Consider the following 20,525-nt stretch of genomic DNA (forward strand, 5'->3'; position numbering starts at 1 on the left):
TGACCCCGGACCGGGCGAACCCGAGGCCGGCCCCTGGCGGGTCGAGCCGATCGAGGTCTTCGTCCGCTCGCTCCCTCTGCCGGCAGCGCCCGGCCGCCCCCGCATCATCGCCGTCGACGGCCGCGGCGGAAGCGGCAAGACAGCCCTGGCCAACCGCCTGCGCGAGGCCCTGCCCCCGGCGGCGGTCGTCCACTCCGACGACGTGGCGTGGCACCATTCCCGCTTCGGCTGGGACGACCTGATGATCGACGGCATCCTGCGCCCGCTGCACGCCGGTCAGCCGGTCCACTACCGCCTGCCCGCCTGGGACCGGCTGGGCCGCGACGGCCACATCGAGGTCGCCGCGTCGGCCACCACCGTGATCCTGGAAGGCGTCGGGGTCTCCCGCCGTTCACTGACCCCGTATCTCGACCTCGCCCTCTGGGTGCAGTCCGACTTCGACGAGGCGAGGGCCCGCGGCATCAGCCGCGACATCGCCCACGAGGGCCGGACCGAGGCCGGCGCCATCCAGAACTGGGACGAGTGGATGACCGAGGAAATCCCGTTCCTGCTCGACGACCGCCCCTGGCAACGCGCCGACGTCATCGTCTGCACCGCCTCATCGGTGGCCCACGACGCCCGCACCGAGGTGGTCAGCTCCAGACCCAGCCCGGAAACTCCGTCCTGAACAGGCTCAGGTAGCGGACCCAGCTCTCCTCACCGGTCCCGGCCGGCGGCACGATGGTGACCGGCAGTTCGTCGTACCCCCACGAGAACGACGCCAGCCGACGGATGGGTTCCACTCTCGACCGCAGCGGAACGGTCGTGAGAAAGGTGTCGGCCCGCCATCGCAGGGTCCGCGCGCCGTTGAGGTTCCGGCACGGCGCGTCGTAGATCGAGGCCGGATAACCCACGGCAAGGAACGGCATGCCGGTCCCGTCCCCGTCGGTAATCCGCTCCACCCGAACGACGACAACACCGTCACGACCGTGATGCCGGAACGGAATTCTCACGCGAGAAACGCCTCGATCGCCTGGCGGAGCCCCTTGTTCTCGGGCCGAGGAATCGCCCTCAGCACGTCAGCGAAGCGCTCGCGCTCTCCCGAACCCCAGGCCGTGTCGGGCAGCTGGACCACCGTGTTCAGCAGGTCTCCGGCGTAGAAGTCACCTTCGGCCAGCGGATCGTCGACCAGGACAGCGACAGCCATCGGCAGCAGCACCGGCACGGCGATCCGCTGACCGAGCAAGATCCGCAGATCCTCGACGCGAAACTCCGAGAGCGGCTTCCGCCGAAGCGCCAGGCAGCGCCGAACCAGCGGGGTGGCGTCCGGCCCCGGCTCGAGCTCGCGAACGCCCTCGATGTCTTCAATCGTGCGGTCCACGCCGGCAGTCTCCCCCAACTCCCAGGCCTTCGTCGTCTCGGCGCCGGTTCCAGACTCGGCGCGTGACGTGGTCCGTGCGGACGTATCAGCCCGCTGACGAGCGGTCCTGGCTGCGCTGCCGGGTTCTGGGGTTCCTCGACACCGCGTACTACGACGATGTGTGGACCTCGAAGCCGGCCACCACCGGCCCGGATCTGGTCGCGGTGACCGGCGACGGCACGGTTGCCGGGATCCTCGTGGCGACCGTGCGCGGGAAGGCAGCCACCATCGACACGGTGGTGGTACATCTTGACTTCCGGCGGCAGGGCATCGGCCAGGCGCTGCACGTCTACGCGGACCGATACACCGACGCGGGTGAACCGGGGCGGGCCGCCGTTGTGGCGCGGGCGGGGCTGACGTTGACGAGTGGCTTCCTGCACGGGCGAATGGTCGATGAGCAGTGGGCGCGCGCGAACTTCCGGCGGGTCCATGTCTGCCGGCGGTTCGCGCGACGACTAGTTTCGGAGCATGACTGATCCTCGCGTGCTGGTGATCGGGCTCGATCCCTACCGGGTGCCGGGGCCGTGGGATCCCGCGCCGATGGCCGAGCAGATCGAAGCCGGGATGGCGCGGTTCGCCGAGGCCGGGGTGGGCGCCGAGACCTGCCTGGTGGGGCTCGACGGCAGCGACGACATCGGGGCTGTTGTGGCTGCCGCGCTCGTACGGCGTAGCTGGGAAGTGGTTGTCGTCGGTGGGGGCATTCGCAAGAACGAGGAACAGGTCAAGCTGTTCGAGCTCGTGATCAATCTGGTGCGCAGGCATGCGGCGGGGGCAGCGATCGCGTTCAACAGCACGCCGTCGGGCACGTTCGAGGCGGCTGCGCGCTGGCTCGGACCTCGGAACTCGGCCGGGGTTGTGCGGGCGCTGGTGGCGGGGATCGAGCCGGGCGACGATGTCGAGGCCGCGCACCGTGAGCAGACGTTGGAGTGGCTCGGGCAGACCGAGGACGTCTTCCGGCGGGTCAAACCGGCCACCCCGGACCAGCATCTGGTGTCGTACGTGGTGCCGGTTGATCCCCGCGACGGGGCGATCCTGCTGGTTGACCACGTGAACGCGGGGCTGTGGTTGCCGCCGGGCGGGCACGTCGAACCGGACGAGGATCCGCGGCTGACGGCTCAGCGGGAGATCGCGGAGGAGCTCGGGCTCGACGGATCCGGAGTGTCCCGCGAGCCCGTGTTCCTGACCGTGACCCGCACGGTCGGGATGGATTCGGGGCACACCGACGTGAGCCTCTGGTACGTGCTGCCGTGCGACCGGGAACAGGCTCTCGTGGTCGACGAAGGCGAGTTCCACCAGGTGCGGTGGTGGTCGCGGGCCGAGCTGGCCGACGCCGATCCGGGCCGGTTCGATCCGCACTTCTTCCGCTTCCTCACGAAGGTCTCAACTGGAAGTGCCTGATCGTGAGGTCGGCCACCTCGTCCGGGGTCAGGGTGGTGTTGTCGACGCGTAGATGGTCGTCGCGGCCGTCGAACTCGGTGGTGGAGTTCAGCTTGTAGTCGAGGTCGGCCTTCAGCAGCAGCTCGCGGGAGCGGTCGAGGTCGCGCTTCGAGGGCTTCTCGGCCAGGCGGTCGGCGCCCGTGTTGCGGGCCAGGCGAGCGGTCTGGGTCGCCTCCAGCTCGAGGTAGCGGACCCGGGCGCCGCGCCGTCGGAAGGGTTCGGCGTAGCCGGCCACCGCCTGCGCGTCGCCGGGATGGTCGAAGGCCCAGACGTACGTGAAAACCAGCCCGGGCAGGTCGCTGCCGGCAACTTCTTCGAGCACGCCCGTACGGAAGCTCTCGACCAGCCGGTGGAAGGGCGGCGTGCCGAAGTCGAAGAAGCGCAGCACCGGCTCGATCGTCAGATGATTGTGGAAGACGCGGTAGCCGGTGCGCGCCGCGATGGCCCGACCGACAGTCATCTTGCCGACGGCCGGCGGCCCGATGACGAAGAGCAGGTCGGTCATGCGGTGCAGCGTAGCCAGGGCCGTCACACGAAGGCGCGGTAGAGAAGCAGCAGGCCGATGGCCGTGCCGAAGATGACGATGACAGCACGGAGCACGTGTGACGGCAGGCGGCGAGCCAGCTTCGCCCCCGCGTAGCCGCCGACGACCGTGGCGGGCGCGAGGATCAGCACGGCGGCCCAGTTGACCGGGGCGAAGATCGCGAAGATGAGCAACGTGACCAGGCCGACGGCCGCCGACAGCACGTTCTTGAGGGCGTTGATGCGGTTGAGCGGCTCGTCGAGGATCAGCGCGAGAGCTGCCACATACATGACGCCGAGCGCCGCGCCGAAATAGCCGCCGTAGATCGCCCCGACGAAGACGACGGCCTGCAACCAGACGGCGGCGCGCCGCGACGACATGTGTCGCGGGTGGCCGACCAGCCCGCGCAGCCGCTCCTGGAAGGCGAGCGTGGCGGCGGCGCCGAGCACCAGAAACGGCACGATCACCTCGAACGCGCGGGCCGGGGTGAGCAGCAGCAGGGCGCATCCGGCGGCGGAGCCCAGCACACAGGTGGGCAGGATCCGGGTGAGGCGGCCGCCCTGCCCGCTGAGGTCGGCCCGGCTGCCGGCCACGCTCGACACGTACCCGGGAAAAACGGAGATCGAATTCGTGACGTTGGCCGCCACCGAGGGCAACCCGGTCGCGATCAGGCTCGGGAAGGTGATCAGCGACCCGCCGCCGGCGATCGCGTTCATGCTGCCGGCGGCGAGGCCGGCCACCACCAGCAGGAGGACGTGTGCGAGATCCATGGTGAGGTCGAATCTACGGCCCCGTAGACTGTCGGTGCGACGGACGAGTCGGCCAGGCGGTCGCGTCGGCGCCCTCCGGGGCGTCGCCGAGGAACGTCCGGACTCCGCAGAGCAGGGTGGTTGTTAACGGCAACCCGGGGTGACCCGCGGGACAGTGCCACAGAGAACAGACCGCCGGCCCGCAAGGGCCGGTAAGGGTGAAACGGTGAGGTAAGAGCTCACCAGCACCCCGGGCGACCGGGGTGGCTAGGTAAACCCCACCCGGAGCAAGGCCAAGTAAGGCCACGGCCGCGAGGCGGTGGCCGGCGCAAGCGTTCGAGGGCTGCTCGCCCGAGCTTGCGGGTAGGCCGCAAGAGCCGAGCCGGCAACGGCCGGCCGAGATGGATGACCGCCCATGGCGGCCCTCGGGCCGCCGGGACAGAATCCGGCGTACCGGCCGACTCGTCCGTCGCCCACCTGCTCATGGCGCTGTTCATGGCTCTTGAGCTGGTCTTCGCGCGTCAGCACTGGTCGCCGTCGGTCAATGCTGGTCGACGTTTCACGGCGCGCGAGCGGGGCCGCCTCTACATAGTGGCTCAGCCGATCGCCGCTGGTGAGGATGCCCTGGTTTCGTTCCTCACTGGCCAAAGCCAACGAGACGGTGCGGTGGGCCGACCAGGAAATCACAGACCAGCTGGGGCCACCCGAACAGATGAACGGCTACGGGGTGTCCGGCTCGCTGGACCACCACCACACCCATCCCGTCGAACCCGTCCGGGTGCGGTGTGGGTGATCGGCGCGGGTTGGGGTCGAACGGGGACCACATCGTTGGCTAGGGCGTTGGAACGACTGGGTGCGGGACCGTGCCTGCAGATGCAGACACTCTGGGATCATCCCGAGCTTGCTGACCTGTGGAACGCACACTACGACGGCGTAGACATCGACTGGGTCAGCGCCCTGGCCGGCTGGGGCTCGATCGTGGACTGGCTGGGCAGCTGGCAGTGGGAGACCTACGCGCAGCTCTGGCCCGAGGCGCCGATCATCTTGTCGGTGCGTGACCCCAACGACTGATACAACAGCGTTCGTGCGTCCATCCACCAATGGACTGCTCCCGGCATGAACATCGCACCCCCGCCCGTGGCGCGGGTGCTGCAGCGCGTCTGGGACGTCGACTTCGGCGGCTGGGATCGCGTGCTCGACCCCGACCACGCGATCGCCTGCTTCCGCCGTCACAACCAGTACGTGATCGACACATGTCCGCCCCACCGTCTGACTATCTGGACAGCAGCCCAAGGCTGGGCTCCACTCTGCCGTGCACTCGACGTCGCCGAGCCGGACGAGCCGTTTCCTCATCTCAACCCACGGCCGTGAGGCGCGGCGAACAGGCCCCTAACAACGTGCACCCGGCCGACGCCAGCAGCACCCAAGGCAACCATCGGGGCTGCCGCTGCAACTCCTGTCGAATCCGATCCCGGAGCACACCATCCCGCCCATCGACAGCCGCCACTTCACCGCCCTCGATTGTGCACCACCCCCAACGCCGGCCCTCGGCACCAAACCAAGATCGAGCCCGGACGAACGCCAACCGCTCCTGAGCGACACTCATGGAAGCGGGAGTTCGGAACGGCCGGCCACGATCGAGCTGGAGTCCCGGCGGAGTCTCTCTCCCGCGATAGGCGGTCGAGGGCGACGATGATGGAGCACGCCGGTCGAGTCCGGGCCGGGTAGCCTCAGCCCAGGTCAGTCGCCGGCACTCAACCGGTCAGTCAGAAGCGTCAGTGCGTGCGTCTTCGCCGCCTTCATCACCTCAGCGAATCTGGCACCAGTTCCCGGCGCACCGACGACTCCGGAGAGGTGAGCGGACAGGACATTCCTCCAGCGTGAGCCGAGCAGTCCGTCGCCCGCCCAACCGGTCAGAAGCCCGGGGCGTGGTGGCGGCGGCTGTCAGCGACCTCGCGGTCGATGTCGGCCTGGTCGCGCTCGGCGCGACGACCGCTGTCGCGCAGCGTGGTCTCGCTTCTGTCGAGCCGGGCCCGCGACCGGTCGAGCGCCTCCCGCGCTCGCTCCATCGCTTCCAGGCTCGCGTGCACGTGTTCCTCGGTCCCGACCCGCATCTGGCGGCTCCGCCGGTCCAGGGCCTGTTCGCGGGCGTCGTGAAGCTGCTCGCGGCGGTCGGCTGCCGCCTCGCGTTCGTCCGCGATGCGCTCCCGCTCGTCGGCGAGCTCTTCGCGGCGTTCGGCCAGACGGTCGCGTTCGTCCGCCGTACGCTCGCGCTCATCGGCACGCTGTACACGCTCCGCGAGGTCGGCCGCGTCGCCGGGGCCGGGCGCTCCGTCCTCAACCTGCTCCATTCCCGCACAGTACGGCAGGATCACGGCACGGGTCAGCCTTTGAGGCCGGTGTGGGCCAGGCCCTCGATGAACTGGCGCTGGGCCAGCACGAAGACGATCAGGACGGGGATGGCGGTCATCGAGGCGGCCGACAGCTGCACGTTCCACAGTTGGCCCTGGTAGGCGTCGGTGAACTGGGTCAGTGCCTGGGGCAGCGTGTATTTGGTGCGGGACGAGATGTACACGACCGGTTCCAGGTAGAGGTTCCAGCTGTGCAGGAACGTGAAGATGGCTACCGCGCCCAGGGCGGGGCGGGCCAGGGGCAGCGCGATTCTGCGGAAGATGGCGGGGCGGCCGAGGCCGTCCATGCGCGCGGCCTCCTCCAATTCGCCGGGCAGGGTGATGAAGAACTGCCGCATGATGAATGTGGCCAGCACGCTCGACGGGCCCAGCATCGGCACCAGGATCAGGGGCCAGTGGGTGTCGACCAGGCCGAGGCTGTTTAAGATGCGGAACAGCGGGACGATCGTCACTTCGCTCGGAATGAGCAGGCCCGTGAGCACCAGCAGGAAAAGCACGTTCTGGCCGCGGAAACGGATGCGGGCGAACGCGTAGCCGGCCATCGACGCCACCACCAGCGTGCCCAGGGTGACGACCACAGCGATGTACGCGCTGTTGAAGTACTGCTGGGCGAACGGCTGCATCGTGAAGACCTGGCGCCAGGGTTCCAGGCTCCACGACGACGGCCACAGCGACGGCGAGAAGATCTCGGCGTTCGGCTTGAACGAGCTGGTGATCATCCACCAGGTGGGGAAGACGAACGGGACGCAGAGAACGAGCAGAACCCCGTACAGGAGAAGCCTGGTTCTAATGCTCATGGAAGACCCACCTCTTGCGCATCTGCCATTGCAGAACGGTCAGGGCCAGGACGATGAGGAACAACACGACAGACAGCGTGGCGCCGTAGCCGAAGGCGTGGAATTGGAACGCCTGCTGGTAGAGGTAATAGACGAGGACCGTGGTCGAGGTGCCGGGGCCGCCCTGGGTGAGCACGCTGATCTGCGCGAAGACCTGCAGCGAGCCGACCACCGTGATGATCGACGTGAGCAGGATCGTGGGGCTGATCAGCGGCAGGGTGATGCGGCGGAAAATGGTCCAAGGGCCGGCGCCGTCGGTGCGGGCGGCTTCGTAGAGCTCTTGCGGCACTCCCTGCAATGCCGCAAGGAAAAGCACCATGTTGAGGCCCACGTTCTTGAAGACCTGGACGACGACGACCGAAACCATCGCGGTGCCGCCGGAGCGCAACCAGTTGGGGCCGTCGATGCCGACGGTTTCGAGCAGGCCGTTGAGGCCGCCGTTGTCCTGCAGCAGGAAGCCCCACACGATCGTCCAGGCGAGCAACGAAACGACGACCGGCGAGAAGAACAGGACCCGGAAGAACGTGGTGCCGCGAAGTTTCTGATTGAGCAGCACGGCGAGCAGCAAGGCCAGGGCCAGGTTGAGCACGACCAGGCCGATGGAGAAGAACGCGGTGGCCCGCAGCACGGCCGGAAAATTCGGGTCGTCGGCCAGCTTGCGGTAGTTCTCCGCGCCCACGAAATTGAAGGTGTCGGCGAGCACGTTCCACTCGTGCAGGCTGTACCAGACGACGAGCACCAACGGCAGGAAGACGAAAGCCACGGCGCCCAGCAGGGCGGGTGTGATGAAGACGTAGGCCGTCAGTTGGTCACGTCGCCTGGTCGTCCAGAAAGAGGGAGCGGACCGGACCTCCGAAGAGGGCCGGTCCAGGACCACCGTCATTTGGCGAGCAGGGGATTGATGGCAGTGCACACGCCCTTCAGCACGCCCGTGACGTCGGCGCCCGGCTTCCACAGCGGGTCGAGACCCGACCGTACGGCCTGATTGATCTCGGCGCTTCCGGCGTGACTCGGCTTCACCACGCCCTTCTCGATGCCGTCGATCACGACGTTCTGCAATTGCTCGGGCTTGAGCAGCGGGTTGGCCTTGGCCAGCGTGTCCACGTTGAGCTGCGACTTGCGCGGCGGCGGGAAGAACTGGGCCAGCTTCTCGGAATTGGCGGGGCTCGTGAAGAACTTGACGAATTCCTGCGCCGCCGCCGCGTTCTTGCCCTTCTTCAGGACGCCGATCCCGCCCTGCCCGATCACAGCGTATGAACCCGACGGGCCGGCCGGCAGCGGCACGAGCGCCCAGCCGAACCCGTCCTCCTTCAGCAGCGACGCCCGCGAGATCTGCGCGATGGTCATGGCCGACTCACCGGCGAAGAAGTCCGCGGCCACGCCCGGGGCCGGCAGCGCCTTGTCGGTGAAGATCGCCTTGTGCAGGAACGTCATCGCGTCGACCATCGGCGGCTGGTCGAAGCCGCAGGTCTTGCCGTCGGCGCTCCAGGCCTCGGCGCCCCAGCCGCGGAAGACCGTGGCCAGGTTCGTCCAGTCCTTGTAGTCGAAGTCGCGGACGACAAGGCCCTGCTTGCCGGTCTTGGCCGCGGTCGCCGCGGCCACCTCGGTCGCTTTCTCCCAGGTCCACTTGTCGCCGGTCGGCAGCGTCTGCCCGGCTTTCTTCAGCAGATCGGTGTTGACGAAGACCCCGAACGGCGAGGTCGAGAACGGGTAGCCCATCAGCTTGCCGTCCTGCTTCCACAAGGCGGTGGCGGTGGGCGCGAGATCGGCGGCGCCCTCGATGCTGTCGTCGAGCGGGGTCAACGCGCCGGACGCCACGAAGTCGGGCGCCGCGCCCTCGAGGATCCAGGCGATGTCCGGCGCGTTGCCGCCGGCGATCTGCGTCGTCACGGTGGTCGTGTAGTTCTCGAACGGCAGCGCGTCGAACTTCACCGAGACGTCGGGGTGGGTCGCCTTGTACTCGGCGGCGATCGCGTCGAACAGCTTGACGTGGTCCGGGTTGGCCGACCAGGTCGTCATCCGCAGGGTGACCGGCCCGCCCGACTCCGCTTCGCCTCCCCCGCACGCGGTCAGGGCGCCGAGCAGGGCGACGGTGGCGGCTATGGAAACGGCTTTTCTCATATCGGAGGTTCCTCTCTCAGTAACCGCTGACGTCGGGCCAGCGCAGCTCGACACCGTCGGCGCTCAGGTGGTGCTGGAACTCGGAGAGCAGATCGGGGGTGTTGCGCACGGCCCGGGGCGACACCGACCGGTCGAGGCAGAAGGCGGCGAGCGCGCCGGCCACCTCGCCCGTGTTCCACTCGACGGGGTGCAGCCGGTACGAGCCGTTGGTGATGTGGGTGGTGCCGATGTTCTTGCCGGCGGGCAGCAGGTTCTCGACGCGCTGCGGGATCAGCGCCCCGAGCGGGATCTCGAACGGGCACGAGGCGACGTCGATGTAGTTGTCGCCGCCGGTCGACGGGTGCAGGTCGATGCGGTACATGCCGACGCCGACCGAGTCCGGGTACGCCACGGCGCCCTTGTCGCCGCGGACGACCAGCGACAGGTCCTGCTCGACGACGGTGTACTCGGCCCGCAGCCGTCGGCCTTCCCGCACGTACGGGGCCATCGCGAGCCCGTCCGAGCCGCCGGTCACGTCGCCACGCAGCCGCAGCCCGGGCCAGCCGGTGCCGCCGTCGGGGCGGGGCGCCTCGGTCTGCAGCCAGTAGAGCACCGAGCGGGACAGCTCCCGCGCGGCACGCTCGACCGTGGCCGGGTCGGGCCCGTCGACGTACGGCTCCTCGAAATAGTCGATCATCGGCCAGTTCACGAGGCAGATGTCGCTCGGGTAGAAGCCGTCGGTGAAGTTGCGCCGTGCCGCGATGCGCCGGAACGTCCACAGGTTGCCGTCGCCGGGGTTGACCCGCTGGTCGGCCTCGACGAGCCAGGGGTCGTCGTCCGGGTTGGGGGTGAAGGAGCGGGTCGAAGTTTCCAGCGTACGGGGGTTGGGCGTCTGCCAGGACAGCATGCGCGCGCCCCAGAACGGCGGCTGGTAGTCGCGCCAGAACCCGTACGCGTCGGGCTTGTCGATCGTGTGGTCGCCGTCGACATGGTCGATCGCGAAGCAGACCGACAGCGCCTGCATGTTGGCCGGGTCACGGGTGGCGGACGCGCTCGGCTCGCCGGTCTCGGCGCTCGACTCGGCCCCGGTCACGTACTCGGTGCCGGTCATCGGCAGCAGCGCGCCGGTTTCCGTGGCGTCCAGGATGTACGGGCCGGTGAGCGCGAGCTCCTCGCCCGCGTGCCGCACGGTCACGCTGGTGACGCGGTCGCCGTCGGTCTCGGCCGACACCGGTACGGCGGGTTGCAGCACCGTGAGGCGGCCGGACCCCCGGTAGGGGCCGAGCATCTGCTCGATCACGGCCACGGCGACCCGCGGCTCCGAGCAGAGGCGGCTCACGTGGCCGGCGCCCGGATTGAGGTCGCGGGTGCGGCGCGCACGGTCGGTGAGCGGGAAGTGCGACCGGTAGTAGTCACGGATCCCGTCCCGCAACGCGCGGTAGCTGCGGGTGACGCCGAACTGTTCGACCCAGCTGTGTTCGTCGGGCGGGACGGCCTGGCTGGTCAGCTGGCCGCCGAGCCACGCGTACTCCTCGGTCAGCAGCACCGACCGCCCGGCGCGCAACGCTGCCAGGGCCGCGGCAACTCCGCCGAGGCCGCCACCGATCACGACCACGTCCGCATGCAGCTCACGCACGGGCCACCGCCAGGGTCGCGCCGGCCACGGGCTCGCACGGCAGCAGCCGTTGTGTCGCGCCGCCCGTTCCGTCCAGAATCGCCGACAGCACCTCGACCGCCTGCCAGCCCATCTCACGACGCGGAATCCGGTAGCCGGTGAAGTCGAGGTCCGTGCTGGCCGGCCGGGTCGGGTCACCCAGAGCCACAAAAGACAGATCTTCCGGTACGCGCAATCCCCGCCGTCCGGCCTCGGCCGCGAGCAGGGCGCCGTCCGCGAACTCCTCCACGAAGACGGCCGTGCAGCCCTGCGCCCGCAGATCACCGAGGACACCGTCGGTGTAGCGCAGCCGGACGCCGGTGACCCCGGCCTCGGCCGCGGCGGTCGTGAAGCCCCGGTACCGGTCGGCGTGCGACTCCGGCCCGGACCCCTCCCCCACGTACGCGATCCTGCGATGCCCCAGCTCGGCGGCCCGGCGCACCTGGGCCGCGGTGGCCGTCGGATAGTCGGCGCCGACGTACGGCACCGGCCCGCCCGCGTCGTCGCGGCGGCCCACGCTGACGAACGCCTGGCCCTCGGCGATCAACCGGGCCAGTTCCTGCGGGTCGAGCCAGCGCCCGAGCAGGATGCAGCCGTCGGCCAGCCGCAGCCGGTTGTCCTGCGAGAAGATGCGCCGGCGGCCGTCGATCACCGGGGCGCTGGTGAACAGCAGCAGGTCGCAGCCGATGCTCTCGGCGCACTCCTCGATGCCGACCAGGAACGGGTGGTAGAAGTCGCCCAGCCCGGCCGGGAACACGGGCTCGTAGGTGAAGACGCCGAGGAAGCGGTTGCGCTGGGCGGCCAGACGGCGGGCGATCGGGTCGGCCACGTAGCCGGTGCGGCGGATCGCCTGCAGCACCCGCTCCCGGGTTTCCGGCGCGATGCGGACGGCGGCGTCGTCGCGCTCGTTGAGCACGATCGACACGGTCGTCTGGCTGACGCCGGTCATCCGGGCGATGTCCTGCTGCGTCACCCGCCTGTTGCTGGATGGCACGTCGGAGTCTCCTCTGTTACGCCGCTAATACGCATTAACAAACGTGAACCGATCGTCGGGCACCGGCTCGGCGGCCGTCAAGGAATCTCCAGCACTAATAGGTATTAGCACCTTGACCACGGTTGTTAACGGTGGCGAAACTTCGATGCGTCGGCAGCGCTCCCCGCGCTACCCACATCCCCCGGCGTCGCCCGCTTCCGGTGGCGCCCCGCCATGGAGGTCGTTTCATGGATCGACGTTCTCTGCTCCGCGGCGCCGCCGTCGTCGGTGCGGCCGGAGTGACCGGCCTCGCCGTGCCCGGCGCCGCCCACGCCGCCGGACCGGCCGGCATGCCCACGTACAGGTACCTGCGGGACGCGCTCACCCTGCCGCTGCGCTACAACCCGACCGGGGAGTTCATCTTCCCGTGCATCCGCGGCGTCTACGACAAGATCAGCGGAGCCCGCGGCCGCTACCACCTCTACTACGCCCCGCACGAGAAGCCCGGCGGCATCTGCGTGGCCTGGGCCAACTCGCTCAACGGCCCGTTCACCGAGCACACCGGCAACCCGATCATCGACAACGTGCTGCCCGGCGGCGGCACCGTCTCGCACGTGTCGTCACCGCACGTCACCTGGGACGCGGCGACCCGCCAGTTCTTCCTCTACTGGCACGGCGAGAACACGACGACCCGCGTGGCCCGCTCGTCCGACGGCATCAACTTCCGCGACGAGACGCCCATTCTGAGCACCAGGCTCGTGCCGGGGCTGACCGAGACCTCGTACGCCCGGGTCTTCGCCCACAACGGCCGCTACGTGATGGTCTACATGGGCGTGCTGGCCGGGAAGCGGCGCATCTACCACGGCTGGTCGCCGAACGGCTGGGACCAGTGGCAGTTCGCGCAGACGCCGCTGGTCAACCCGGAACCCGACGGCCTGACCGACATCTCCGGCCCGTCGCTGGTGTTCCGCAACAACACCACGTACGTCGCCTACCACGGCAACGACGGCAGGATGCGGCTCACCGAGGTCGGCAACGCCCTCGACCGCGAGAACCACCTGGGCGTCTTCCACTCCCCCGCGGCCACCGACAACGGCCGGGCGGCGGCCCCGTCGTTCGGCACGGACGGCGGCGTCGAGTACATGTTCTACGAAGCCGGCCCACGCTTGAACGCCCGCATCTGCATCGCCCGCGCAATTTGACGCCGGCCGGACAGCGCAACCATCGAGCCTGAACGCCCAGCCAACTGCGTCTCAACTGGCTGGCTGGTACAAGCCCACCCGCGACCCCGATCCGCGCTGAGACTGATGGGCCCACCTCGCCGTGCCGCCCACGTTCCGCCGCAATCGCTCGCGGCGGCCCAACGGCGGCGGCCACGGCACGCCGGCGAAACGGCTGTTGCCGAAGCGCACACGGGCGACCCCCGGACGCGACCGTCGCCTCAGCCCCGCGCGGGATTTTCGTCGCTCGGCGAGACATCCGAGCGGTGGTCCCTGGTAAGTCATCAACAGCTCCTCACGGTTACGGGTTCGCCGGTGATTCTGCGCGGGAAGGGCCAGGCGGGGCGTGCCGAACAGGCAGTCCTGTGGACAACTGGGCACCCTGTGGACAGCGCTGCCAACGCCTGCGAACTGTGCTTCGGCCGGGGAGTGCGCTTGATGGCGCGTACTGAAGAAAGGACGACACGACAAAGCGCTGGACAGGATGCGGCCGGCGGCCTGATGGGGCCTCGGCGAAGCGCGCTAACTTACCGGCTATGCAGCTTGATCAGCGTCTCGTGGACGCGGCCGTCGACCAGATGAACCGGCGCTGGCCGGCCGACCAGTACGGTGGGGCGGCCGCCGTCTACCTGGAGGACGGTCAGATCCTGACCAGCGTCTGCCTCGACAACATCAACGCCGGCGTCACGCTGTGCCACGAGACCGGGGCGATCTGCCAGGCGTACACGCTCGACAAGCGGGTGACCGCTTCCGTGTGCGTCGGCCGGGAGGCGGACAGCACCGAGATCTTCGTGCTGGCGCCGTGCGGCATCTGCCAGGAACGGCTCGCCCTGTGGGGTCCCGAGGTGCAGGTGGCCGTGGGCGATCCCGCGGGGTGGGCCGCACGCACGCTGCTCGAGGTCAATCCGTACTACTGGGCGTCCCGCTTCGCCCAGGGAAGCGGCTGGCCGTCCGAAGCTGAGCACCTCGCCTGAGCACGTCATGCCCGGGTGCTCACTGCGTACAACGACCGCAAGGCCGATGCCGAACAGGTCGACAGCGGCTGTGACCAACGCGGTTGCTCGTGCGGGCTACGGTCGGTGCATGGCTTCCTCCTCCTACTCGCGCGCCGTCACCGTGGCCGCCATGCAGGCAGTGTTCAACAGCGCCTGGATCGCCGCCCGAGAGCTGTCACCCGCCAAGCGCAGGCTGGCCCGGGTGGGCATCATCGCGATCGGCGCGGCCGGCTACGCCACCGCCACGCCCGACACCCGGCGGGCGATCCGCGAAGTGCGCTCCGAGGTGGAATCCCTGCGCGACAAGGCGGAGGCGCCCGGCGACGAGCTGAAGTCTCTGCGCGACAAGGCCGAGCCCGGCGATCATGAAGAGCCCGGCCCCGACGAGTCTTCGGCGACACCGGACCTCCCGTTCGACAAGCGCCGGGCCGTCGCGATCGTGGGCGCCCTCGGCCTCTCGATCGCGGTCACGCTCGGCCGGCGCCGGCTCGAGAAGCGATGGCTGGCCCGCCTCGCCCGGGACGGCCACGCGCACCCCACCCGGGCGCTGGCGCTCCGCATGGCGCCGGTGGCGTTCGCGGCCGAGCTGGCCATCCAGATCATCGACATGCACACCCTGCCCGACAAGACGGATTGATTCAGACCGGGGCGCAGCTCGCGCTAACGCCGCAGCACCGAGGCGCCCAGGGTCATGATGACCATCAGGCCGACGATCACCCCGAACGACACCGTGAGCGACGACAGGTGCGCGATGCCGCCGATGACTCCGGGGGCGATCAGACCACTTCCGTACGCGATGCCGGCCACCCCGGCGATGCTGCGCCCCGGGTGTTCGCTGCTGCGCCCGGCCGCCGCGAAGACGAGCGGCACGACGACCGCGATGCCGACGCCGAGCAGCCCGAACCCGGCGATCACCAGTGCCACCGGCTCGAGCAGGACGATCATCAGCGCACCCACGGTGGCGCACACCCCGCTGATCCGGACCGTCGTGACCGGGCCGAGCCTGCGCACCACCCAGTCGCCGCCGAAGCGGGCCACGGCCATGCAGACCGAGAAGATGGAGACCGTGGCGGCTGCGGTCGCGGCCGGACTGTTCAACAGATCCCGTACGTAAACCGCCGCCCAGTCCAGGCTGGCGCCCTCGGCGAAGACCGCGCACAGGCCGATCAACCCGATCGGCAGCACCGCCTTCGACGGCAACGCGAACGCCGGCGGCTTCGCCAGCGACGGCTCGGGCCGATGCGGCACGATCCCGAGCGACGCCACGAGCACCACCACGGCCAGCACCACCACCGTGAAGGCGAAGTGTGCCGGCGCCCCGAGCCCCTCCCGCGCGGCGAACGCAGCGATCGCCGACCCCGCCAGCCCGCCCACGCTCCACCACCCGTGGAAACTGGACATGACCGACCGGCCGTACCTCTCCTCGACCAGCACGGCATGCGCGTTCATCGCGACGTCGGCCAGCCCGGCCGTCGCCCCGTACACGATCAGCGTCAGACAGAGCAGCCACAGCGAAGCCGGCAGCGCGGGCAACAGCAGTGCCCCCACCCAGCAGAGCATCAGCACCCGCACCAGGGACCGCAGATCGAACCGGTGCACGAGCCGCCCCGACAGCGGCATGGCCACCAGAGCCCCGACCCCCGGCATCAGCAGCGCGATCCCCAGCCCACCCGGCCCGACGCCGACGTGATCCGCGATCCACGGCACCCGGGCCGCGAACGTTCCCGTCACTGCTCCGTGGGCGGCGAAGATCGCCGACGTCGCCACCCGGGCCCGCCGCAGGTGCAAGAGTTCGGTGCTGATCATGTTCCGACCGTAGGCGAAACCCGATGGCAGCAATGGTGGGGTCCACGTCATTGCTGTCGCGGCCGGCGCCCCGCAAGCTGAGTTCGTGGCCGGCCGCGACATATTGATCATCGTTTTCGAGGGCGTGCAGAGCCTCGATGTGACAGGTCCACTGGAAGTGTTCACCGGCGCCGGGGCCTACCGGATCACCACGGCCGGCCCCGGCGGGACACCCGTGCGTACGTCCAGCGGCCTGGCTCTGCTTCCCGACCTCGATCTGTCCACGGCGCCCCGGCCGGACACAGTGGTCGTCCCCGGCGGCGAGGGCACCCGCAGCAACGACCCCGCCGTGGTGGAATGGTTGCGGCAGCACGCGTCGCGAGCGCGGCGGGTGGCCTCGGTGTGCAGCGGGGCTTTCCTGCTGGCCGAGGCGGGGCTGCTCGCCGGTCGACGGGCCACCACCCATTGGCGGGTGTGCGACAGCCTGGCCCGGCGGTACCCGGACGTCGAGGTCGACCCGGAGCCGATCTTCGTGCGGGACGGGCCGATCGCCACCTCGGCCGGCGTCACGGCCGGCATCGACCTGGCGTTGGCTCTGGTCGAGGAGGATCTCGGCCGCGAGATCGCGTCGGAGATCGCCCGGCACCTGGTCATGTTCCTGCGCCGGCCGGGCAATCAGGCGCAGTTCAGCGCCCAGTTGTCGGCACAGCTCGCGGTGCGGCCGGGGCTGCGCGAGGTGCAGCGGTGGATCGCCGACAACCCGCACGCGGACCTCAGCGTGCCGGCCCTGGCCGAGCGGGCGAGCCTGTCGCCGCGCCAGTTCGCGCGAGCCTTCGCCGGTGAGGTCGGCCAGACACCGGGCCGCTACGTCGACAACGTCCGGCTGGAGGCAGCACGCCGCCTGCTGCACGACGGCGACGACGGGCTGGAGCGCATCGCCGCCCGCTGCGGATACGGCACGGCCGAGACGATGCGCCGCGCGTTCGTCCGAGCTCTGGGCGTCGCACCCGGCGAATACCGGCGCCGATTCTGAGGAGACAACGGAGGTTCCCATGCAGATTGCCGTCCTGCTCTTCGACCGGTTCACCGCCCTGGACGCGGTCGGTCCGTACGAGGTCCTCGCCCACCTGCCCGGAGCGCACGTCGTGTTCGTCGGTGAACGCCCCGGACCGGTGCGTACCGAGGTCGGCAGCCTGGCCCTGACCGCCGACGCCGCGCTGTCCGAGGTGGACAGCCCCGACGTGGTGGTGGTCCCCGGCGGGCCCGGGCAACGCCACCACATGGGCGAAGGCCCGATCCGCGACTGGCTGCGCGCCGTGGACATCACCAGCACCTGGACGGCCTCGGTCTGCACCGGCTCGCTCCTGCTCGCCGCCGCCGGACTGCTCACCGGCCGGCGCGCCACCACTCACTGGCTGGCCCATGACCAACTCGCCCCGCTCGGCGCCGCGCCGGTGCCGCAGCGAGTGGTGACGGACGGCAAGTACCTCACCGCCGCCGGGGTGTCCGCCGGCATCGACATGGCCTTCACGCTGGCCGGCCGCATCGCCGGAGACGCGGTCGCCCAGGCCATCCAGCTCGCTCACGAGTACGACCCGCAGCCGCCCTACCAGGCCGGCTCACCCGAGCGGGCACCACGCGAGGTGCTCGCCGCCGTACGCAGCCGCAAAGATGGCATCCTGGCCCGAGGCTGACGACGAATGGGTGTTGCGGCTGGAGAAGGGAGCGTCGATGCCGTTACGCAGGCGTAAGCAGTGGTGGGGTGTGACGCTGGACGCGCCGGACGGGCCCGAGCTGGGGCGGTTCTACGCGCGGCTGCTCGACTGGCACCTCTTTCCGGCGGACAACGGGCTCGAGGCGACCGTGGCGCCTTCGGCCGATGCCGGCTACAACCTCGGGTTCCAGACCGAGCCGAACTATCTTCGGCCGGTGTGGCCGGTCGAGCCGGGGCAGCCGCAGATGTCGATGCACCTGGAGATCGAGGTGGACGACCTCGACGAGGCGGTGGCGCATGCGGTCGCCGCCGGGGCGACGCTTGCGGGCTTCCAGCCCCAGGACACCGTGCCGGTCATGATCGACCCGGCCGGGCACCCGTTCTGCCTCTATCTGGACGAGTCAGACGAATATCTGGACGAGTCAGACGAAGGTGAATAGGCGGACGCCCGATAGGTACGGGTCGGGGTCGCGGCTCAGCCGGTGCGCGCCGACGCGGAAGCGGGCGTCCGGCGGGGCGGTGAAACCCAGCTCGGTGAATCCGTTGCCGGCGAAGAGGTCGCGCACCGCCTCGGCCTCGGCGCCTCCGCGCGTCCAGATCACCGTGCCGCCCGGCGCGAGCAGGCTGGGCAGCGACGCGATCGTCGTCTGCGTGTCCTCGTACGAGATGTTGCCGAAGACGCCGCAGGCGAGCACCACGTCGGCGGGCGCGATCGACGCGTACGGGGTGGTCGTGCCGGCGTCGTCGGTGAGCACGGTGACGCCGGCGCCGGCGTCCTCGCGAGCGCGCGCGGCCAGCACCGGATCCCATTCGACCAGCACCGCCTGGGAGCCCGCCGGGAGCAGCGGCAGCACGTCGCGGCCGTCGCCCGCGCACATGCTGATGACGCGGCGGGGGCGGTCGAGCAGCGGGCGCAGGTAGCCGCGCACCACTTCGCGGCGCCGGGCCAGCGGCGAGCCGGGAGTCCCGTACTCGTCATGCCATTCGACCCAGTCGCGTGTCACGGGGCCATTCAACAACAGAGAACGCCGCGCCCTTGGCGGAGGGCGCGGCGTCTCCTTGACCCGGGAGCGGGTCAGGTCTCAGGTCGAGGACGGGCGATCGACCGTGGCCACGACGTCCTTGTCGATGCGCGGATCGCCCTCGTCGGCGAAGTAGTCGTCCTGGGTCGTGCCGTCCACGCCCTCGGGGGTCTTGGCGGCCCGCAGGATCAGCGTCACGATGACCGCCACCAGCAGGTTCACGATGACGGTGACAAAACCGACGAAGATCGTGCGCTTGGTATCGAAGCCGAAGTCGGACAGCGGGAACGCCGAGCCACCGAAGTGGGCCTTGCCGTTGGCCGGGTTCGGGATCTGCCACAACATCCACATCGACAGGCCCATGCCGACCACCCAGCCCGCGATCAGCCCGCCGCGGTGCAGCCAGCGGGTGAACAGGCCCAGCGCCACCGCCGGAGCCGTCTGCAGAATGATGATGCCGCCGATGAGCTGCAGGTCGATGGAGAACTGCGGGTCGAGGAAGACGATGCAGGCGACCGCACCGACCTTCACCACCAGCGACGTGATCTTCGAGACGCGCGCCTCCTGGGCGTGGGTGGCGTCCCGCTTCAGATATTCCTTGTAGATGTTGCGGGTGAACAGGTTGGCCGCGGCGATCGACATGATCGCGGCCGGAACCAGCGCGCCGATCCCGATCGCGGCGAAGGCCACGCCCGCGAACCAGGCCGGGAACTGCATGTCGAACAGCAGCGGCACGACCGTGTTGCTGTCCACTTTGCCGGTCGCCGGGTCGGCCAGCGGTTTGACGCCGGACGCGATGGCGGCGTACCCGAGCAGCGCGAGCAGGCCGAGCAGGAAGCTGTAGGCCGGCAGAGCCGACATGTTCCGCTTGATCACGTTGCGGTTCTTGCTGGCCAGCACGCCGGTGATGCTGTGCGGGTAGAGGAACAGGGCGAGCGCCGAGCCGAGCGCCAGCGTGATGTATTGCAACTGGTTGTTGGCGTTCAGCGTGATGCCGTCGTTGGGATTGGGTGAGGCGGTGAACTTCGCCTCGGCCGCGTCGAAGATGCTGCCCCAGCCACCGAGCTTGTAGGGCAGGTAGATGACCGCCACCAGGATCACGATGTAGATCAGCGTGTCCTTGACGAAGGCGATCAGGGCGGGCGCCCGCAGGCCCGACTGATACGTGTACGCCGCGAGGATCGCGAACGCGATGATGATCGGCGCGTGCCGGGCCAGCAGGCTGTCGCCGGTCACGCCCATCGTCTTGAGCACCGCTTCGATGCCGATCAACTGCAGGGCGATGTACGGCATGGTGGCGACGATGCCGGTGACAGCGACCAGCAGCGCGAGCGTCGGCGAATCGAACCGGGTGCGCACGAAGTCGGCCGGCGTGACGAAGCCGTGCCGGTGCGACACCGACCAGAGCCGGATCAGGATCAGGAAGAACAGCGGATAGATGACGATGGTGTACGGAACGGCGAAGAACCCGGCCGCGCCGGCGCCGAAGATCAGGGCCGGTACCGCGACGAACGTGTACGCCGTGTAGAGGTCGCCGCCGACCAGGAACCAGGTGATCCACCCGCCGAAGCTGCGGCCGCCCAGCCCCCACTCGTCGAGGTGTTCCATGTTCTTCGGGGCCCGCCACCGCGCGGCGACGAAGCCCATGCCGCTGACCAGCAGGAACAGCAGCGTGAAGACGACGATCTCGGTCACGTGGTCGCGCAT

General features: G+C 69.6%; 22 protein-coding genes, 1 other RNA gene and 1 pseudogene. 11 read left to right on the plus strand and 13 right to left on the minus strand.

Annotated features, from left to right (window positions below; translation table 11 throughout):
- The coding region (locus KXC43_RS13115; protein ID WP_221376316.1) for a uridine kinase family protein at positions 1 to 667 on the plus strand (667 nt) is incomplete at its 5' end.
- Here the strand turns inward: KXC43_RS13115 and KXC43_RS13120 are convergent.
- The gene (locus tag KXC43_RS13120; protein ID WP_221376317.1) at positions 633 to 941 is read right to left on the minus strand and encodes a hypothetical protein; all 309 of its coding nucleotides are present in this window, start codon (positions 939 to 941) and stop codon (positions 633 to 635) included. The two genes, KXC43_RS13115 and KXC43_RS13120, sit on opposite strands and share 35 nt — an antisense overlap.
- Positions 942 to 988: 47 nt before the next feature.
- Positions 989 to 1,360 (minus strand): contact-dependent growth inhibition system immunity protein, encoded by a 372-nt coding sequence (locus KXC43_RS13125; protein ID WP_308129066.1) that lies wholly within the window; start codon positions 1,358 to 1,360, stop codon positions 989 to 991.
- A gap of 62 nt (positions 1,361 to 1,422) precedes the next feature.
- On the opposite strand from KXC43_RS13125, the gene KXC43_RS13130 reads away from it, so the two are divergent.
- Together KXC43_RS13130 and KXC43_RS50740 are read left to right on the plus strand one after the other, a co-directional pair.
- Positions 1,423 to 1,875, plus strand: coding sequence for a GNAT family N-acetyltransferase (locus tag KXC43_RS13130; protein WP_221376318.1), 453 nt, complete (start codon positions 1,423 to 1,425; stop codon positions 1,873 to 1,875).
- Positions 1,868 to 2,797: an NUDIX hydrolase gene (locus KXC43_RS50740; protein WP_255644018.1), complete on the plus strand. Its 930-nt coding sequence runs from the start codon at positions 1,868 to 1,870 to the stop codon at positions 2,795 to 2,797. Before KXC43_RS13130 ends, KXC43_RS50740 begins: the two co-directional genes overlap by 8 nt.
- On the opposite strand, the gene KXC43_RS13140 is transcribed toward KXC43_RS50740, so the two are convergent.
- Together KXC43_RS13140 and KXC43_RS13145 are read right to left on the minus strand one after the other, a co-directional pair.
- Positions 2,769 to 3,341, minus strand: a complete 573-nt coding sequence (locus tag KXC43_RS13140; RefSeq protein WP_221376319.1) for a DEAD/DEAH box helicase family protein — start codon at positions 3,339 to 3,341, stop codon at positions 2,769 to 2,771. The genes KXC43_RS50740 and KXC43_RS13140 overlap by 29 nt on opposite strands.
- Positions 3,342 to 3,364: 23 nt before the next feature.
- On the minus strand, positions 3,365 to 4,129 hold the full coding sequence (locus KXC43_RS13145; protein WP_221376320.1) for a sulfite exporter TauE/SafE family protein: 765 nt from the start codon (positions 4,127 to 4,129) through the stop codon (positions 3,365 to 3,367).
- A 44-nt stretch (positions 4,130 to 4,173) separates the two neighbouring features.
- Between KXC43_RS13145 and rnpB the strand changes: the two genes are divergently transcribed.
- Together rnpB and KXC43_RS50745 are read left to right on the plus strand one after the other, a co-directional pair.
- An RNA gene (gene rnpB, locus KXC43_RS13150) (RNase P RNA component class A) lies at positions 4,174 to 4,577 on the plus strand.
- Between the two features lie 26 nt (positions 4,578 to 4,603).
- Positions 4,604 to 5,479: pseudogene (locus tag KXC43_RS50745) on the plus strand (sulfotransferase family protein).
- A 542-nt stretch (positions 5,480 to 6,021) separates the two neighbouring features.
- On the opposite strand, the gene KXC43_RS13165 reads toward KXC43_RS50745, so the two are convergent.
- From KXC43_RS13165 to KXC43_RS52680, 6 genes are read right to left on the minus strand one after another with little or no spacing between them, the layout of a single operon-like run.
- Entirely contained in the window at positions 6,022 to 6,459 is a 438-nt protein-coding gene (locus tag KXC43_RS13165; RefSeq protein ID WP_221376323.1) for an Atg14 domain-containing protein, read from the minus strand.
- Between the two features lie 32 nt (positions 6,460 to 6,491).
- Positions 6,492 to 7,316: a carbohydrate ABC transporter permease gene (locus KXC43_RS13170; RefSeq protein ID WP_221376324.1), complete on the minus strand. Its 825-nt coding sequence runs from the start codon at positions 7,314 to 7,316 to the stop codon at positions 6,492 to 6,494.
- A complete protein-coding gene (locus KXC43_RS13175) occupies positions 7,306 to 8,238 on the minus strand; it encodes a carbohydrate ABC transporter permease (protein ID WP_221376325.1) in 933 nt (310 codons plus the stop codon). Before KXC43_RS13175 ends, KXC43_RS13170 begins: the two co-directional genes overlap by 11 nt.
- Positions 8,235 to 9,476, minus strand: coding sequence for an ABC transporter substrate-binding protein (locus KXC43_RS13180; RefSeq protein ID WP_221376326.1), 1,242 nt, complete (start codon positions 9,474 to 9,476; stop codon positions 8,235 to 8,237). Before KXC43_RS13180 ends, KXC43_RS13175 begins: the two co-directional genes overlap by 4 nt.
- A gap of 16 nt (positions 9,477 to 9,492) precedes the next feature.
- On the minus strand, positions 9,493 to 11,091 hold the full coding sequence (locus KXC43_RS13185; protein WP_221376327.1) for an FAD-dependent oxidoreductase: 1,599 nt from the start codon (positions 11,089 to 11,091) through the stop codon (positions 9,493 to 9,495).
- Positions 11,084 to 12,103: a LacI family DNA-binding transcriptional regulator gene (locus tag KXC43_RS52680; RefSeq protein ID WP_308129067.1), complete on the minus strand. Its 1,020-nt coding sequence runs from the start codon at positions 12,101 to 12,103 to the stop codon at positions 11,084 to 11,086. Before KXC43_RS52680 ends, KXC43_RS13185 begins: the two co-directional genes overlap by 8 nt.
- Before the next feature lie 227 nt (positions 12,104 to 12,330).
- On the opposite strand from KXC43_RS52680, the gene KXC43_RS13195 reads away from it, so the two are divergent.
- The 3 genes from KXC43_RS13195 to KXC43_RS13205 all read left to right on the plus strand — a co-directional run bounded on the left by KXC43_RS13195 (position 12,331) and on the right by KXC43_RS13205 (position 14,934).
- Entirely contained in the window at positions 12,331 to 13,284 is a 954-nt protein-coding gene (locus KXC43_RS13195) for a twin-arginine translocation signal domain-containing protein (protein WP_221376328.1), read from the plus strand.
- A 554-nt stretch (positions 13,285 to 13,838) separates the two neighbouring features.
- A complete protein-coding gene (locus KXC43_RS13200; protein ID WP_221376329.1) occupies positions 13,839 to 14,276 on the plus strand; it encodes a cytidine deaminase in 438 nt (145 codons plus the stop codon).
- Positions 14,277 to 14,385: 109 nt separating this feature from the next.
- Positions 14,386 to 14,934: a hypothetical protein gene (locus KXC43_RS13205; protein ID WP_221376330.1), complete on the plus strand. Its 549-nt coding sequence runs from the start codon at positions 14,386 to 14,388 to the stop codon at positions 14,932 to 14,934.
- A 23-nt stretch (positions 14,935 to 14,957) separates the two neighbouring features.
- On the opposite strand, the gene KXC43_RS13210 is transcribed toward KXC43_RS13205, so the two are convergent.
- Positions 14,958 to 16,103, minus strand: coding sequence for an MFS transporter (locus tag KXC43_RS13210; protein ID WP_221376331.1), 1,146 nt, complete (start codon positions 16,101 to 16,103; stop codon positions 14,958 to 14,960).
- Between the two features lie 85 nt (positions 16,104 to 16,188).
- Between KXC43_RS13210 and KXC43_RS13215 the strand changes: the two genes are divergently transcribed.
- Genes KXC43_RS13215 through KXC43_RS13225 form a run of 3 tightly spaced genes read left to right on the plus strand, consistent with a single transcriptional unit; the run spans position 16,189 to position 18,236 of the window.
- Complete coding sequence (locus KXC43_RS13215; protein WP_308129068.1) at positions 16,189 to 17,115, plus strand: GlxA family transcriptional regulator; 927 nt, start codon at positions 16,189 to 16,191, stop codon at positions 17,113 to 17,115.
- 19 nt (positions 17,116 to 17,134) lie between these two features.
- Complete coding sequence (locus KXC43_RS13220) at positions 17,135 to 17,776, plus strand: DJ-1/PfpI family protein (protein ID WP_221376332.1); 642 nt, start codon at positions 17,135 to 17,137, stop codon at positions 17,774 to 17,776.
- Positions 17,777 to 17,813: 37 nt separating this feature from the next.
- A complete protein-coding gene (locus KXC43_RS13225) occupies positions 17,814 to 18,236 on the plus strand; it encodes a VOC family protein (RefSeq protein ID WP_221376333.1) in 423 nt (140 codons plus the stop codon).
- On the opposite strand, the gene KXC43_RS13230 is transcribed toward KXC43_RS13225, so the two are convergent.
- Positions 18,219 to 18,800 carry a class I SAM-dependent methyltransferase gene (locus tag KXC43_RS13230; protein ID WP_221376334.1) on the minus strand — a complete coding sequence of 194 codons (582 nt, stop codon included), beginning with the start codon at positions 18,798 to 18,800 and terminating at the stop codon, positions 18,219 to 18,221. The two genes, KXC43_RS13225 and KXC43_RS13230, sit on opposite strands and share 18 nt — an antisense overlap.
- 78 nt (positions 18,801 to 18,878) lie before the next feature.
- On the minus strand, positions 18,879 to 20,525 hold the full coding sequence (gene mctP, locus KXC43_RS13235; protein ID WP_221376335.1) for a monocarboxylate uptake permease MctP: 1,647 nt from the start codon (positions 20,523 to 20,525) through the stop codon (positions 18,879 to 18,881).

The sequence above is a fragment of the Paractinoplanes polyasparticus genome (genome assembly GCF_019710575.1).
Classification (GTDB): domain Bacteria; phylum Actinomycetota; class Actinomycetes; order Mycobacteriales; family Micromonosporaceae; genus Actinoplanes; species Actinoplanes polyasparticus.